This window comes from Peribacillus sp. P4_C12, from assembly GCF_056402095.1.
The window spans coordinates 1-2,238 of sequence record NZ_JBFUIB010000567.1 but is presented as its reverse complement, the minus strand read 5'-3'; the positions used below and the strand labels follow the sequence as shown (position 1 = coordinate 2,238).

At 39.3% G+C, this 2,238-nt stretch carries 3 protein-coding genes and 1 pseudogene; all 4 read left to right on the top strand.

The genetic code is table 11. From position 1 onward, the window contains the following. Positions 1–18: 18 nt before the first annotated feature. Positions 19–381: pseudogene (locus AC1DUW_RS26550) on the top strand (stage III sporulation protein SpoIIIAB); the annotation flags it as partial. A gap of 22 nt (positions 382–403) precedes the next feature. Then, on the top strand, positions 404–607 hold the full coding sequence (gene spoIIIAC / locus AC1DUW_RS26545) for a stage III sporulation protein AC (RefSeq protein ID WP_034308319.1): 204 nt from the start codon (positions 404–406) through the stop codon (positions 605–607). 13 nt (positions 608–620) lie between these two features. Further along, positions 621–1,010, top strand: coding sequence for a stage III sporulation protein AD (gene spoIIIAD / locus AC1DUW_RS26540; RefSeq protein WP_098176754.1), 390 nt, complete (start codon positions 621–623; stop codon positions 1,008–1,010). 33 nt (positions 1,011–1,043) lie between these two features. Next, positions 1,044–2,238, top strand: a 1,195-nt coding sequence (gene spoIIIAE, locus AC1DUW_RS26535) for a stage III sporulation protein AE (protein ID WP_477643897.1), incomplete at its 3' end; no start/stop codon positions are given.

Genomic DNA, 2,238 nt, shown 5'->3' with positions numbered 1-2,238 from the left:
TCTTTCAACGGTGTATGACCGTTGAAAGAAGCGGCCCAGAAACTTTCCAAGCAGATGCCCAAACCTTTATCCTTATTTTTTGATACTTTTGCGAATCGACTTGAATCTGGTGAAACCACTGTAAAAGATGCATGGGATGAAAGTTTGAAGAAAATATGGCAGTCCCTTGCCTTAAAGCAGGGAGAGTTCGAAATTCTTTCACAGTTTGGTGAGACTCTAGGAAAAAGTGATAAATATCATCAGCAAAAACAAATTATGCTAACGATGGCACACTTGGAGCGGGAAGAGAGCGATGCACTAGACCGGCAGGGGAAATATGAAAAGATGATGAAAAGCCTTGGTTTTTTAACGGGATTATTACTAATCATTTTGCTGATGTAGGAATAAGTGGGGGGGAATGAAAATGGGCATTGATGTGGACATCATATTTAAAATAGCTGGTGTTGGGCTGGTAGTGGCATTTCTTCACACGATACTCGATCAAGTTGGAAAGAAAGAATATGCCCAGTGGGTAACGCTTTTTGGATTTATATATATTTTATTCATGGTAGCTTCTGTTGTAGAGGATTTATTCCAAAAAATTAAATCAGTATTCCTATTTCAGTAAGGGGGGATTCACGATTGAAATCATAAAAATCGTGGGCATTGCCCTAGTTGCCACTTTTTTGGCCCTAATCGTCAAGGAGCAAAAACCTAATTTCGCTTTCCTGCTTGTCGTTTTTGTAGGTTGCTCCATTTTTCTTTTTTTAGCAGATAAAATATACGAAATCATTTTAATGTTAGAAAAAATAGCGGTAAATGCAAATGTAAATACCGTTTATTTGGAGACTATCTTGAAAATAATCGGAATCGCCTATATCGCTGAATTTGCCTCCCAAATTACAAAAGATGCAGGGCAGGGATCACTCGCTTCCAAAATAGAATTGAGCGGGAAAATCTTGATTCTGGCGATGGCAATACCGATTTTAACCGTCATTATTGAAACGATTATACAGATGCTTCCAAGTTAATGGACTATTCCTACTAGTCAATGAGGTGAAAGTATGAAGCAGCGGATGCCTTACTTATCCATTCTATTCGTTTTACTCTTTTTTTTGCATACATCTGTTGGACAAGCTGCCGAAAATGGTGAAAGTGGAGAAGTTGATCAAGAGCCAATTATGCAGTCTGAATTGGTACAAGCTCAAATAGAGAGACTCGGCGTTGATGAGCTCAAGAAATATTGGGATGACATTGTCACGGAGTATGGAGGGTTTTTACCTGAAAGCCAGAAAGGAAGTTTCATGGACTTTGTAAGCGGAGATAAGAAATTTTCATTTGATCAATGGATAAAAGGGATGATAAAGTTCGTTTTTCATGAACTGCTCGTGAACGGGAAGCTCCTAGGATCACTCATTTTATTGACCGTGTTCAGCATGTTCCTGCAAACTCTGCAGAATGCGTTCGAGCAAAGCTCGGTGAGTAAGGTCGCTTATGCAATCGTTTATATGGTATTAATCATTTTAGCGTTGAACAGCTTTCATGTGGCGATTGAATATACAAAAGATACGATAGATTTGATGATTTCTTTTTTAATGGCACTCATCCCTTTGCTATTAGCTTTAATAGCAGCTTCTGGAGGACTTGTATCTGCAGCGTTCTTTCATCCTGTCTTAATGTTTTTAATGAATACCAGTGGCATCTTGATACAATATATCGTCCTACCATTATTATTCTTCGCAGCGATTTTAAGCATAGTCAGCACGCTGACCGAACATTATAAAGTGACTCAGCTGGCCCAATTGCTCCGTAACTTTGCTATCGGGATTCTGGGTGCTTTTATGACCATTTTTCTTGGTGTTATATCCGTTCAAGGAGCATCGTCTGCTGTTGCAGACGGAGTGACAATCAGGACGGCGAAATTTGTGACAGGCAACTTTATTCCGGTAATAGGGCGCATGTTTACTGATGCAACCGATACGGTCATTAGTGCCTCCGTTCTTCTGAAAAATACAGTGGGTTTGTCAGGTGTCATTATCCTCCTGCTTATAACTACATTCCCAGCTATAAAAATCTTAATGATCTCCTTTGTCTATAAACTAGCAGCGAGTCTTTTGCAGCCGCTTGGTGGAGGGCCTGTAATAAAATGTCTCGACATTATAAGTAAAAGCATGATTTATATTTTCGCAGCATTGGCCATTGTCTCACTCATGTTCTTTTTAAGTATCACAGTAATTATAGCCTCTGGAAACATTACAC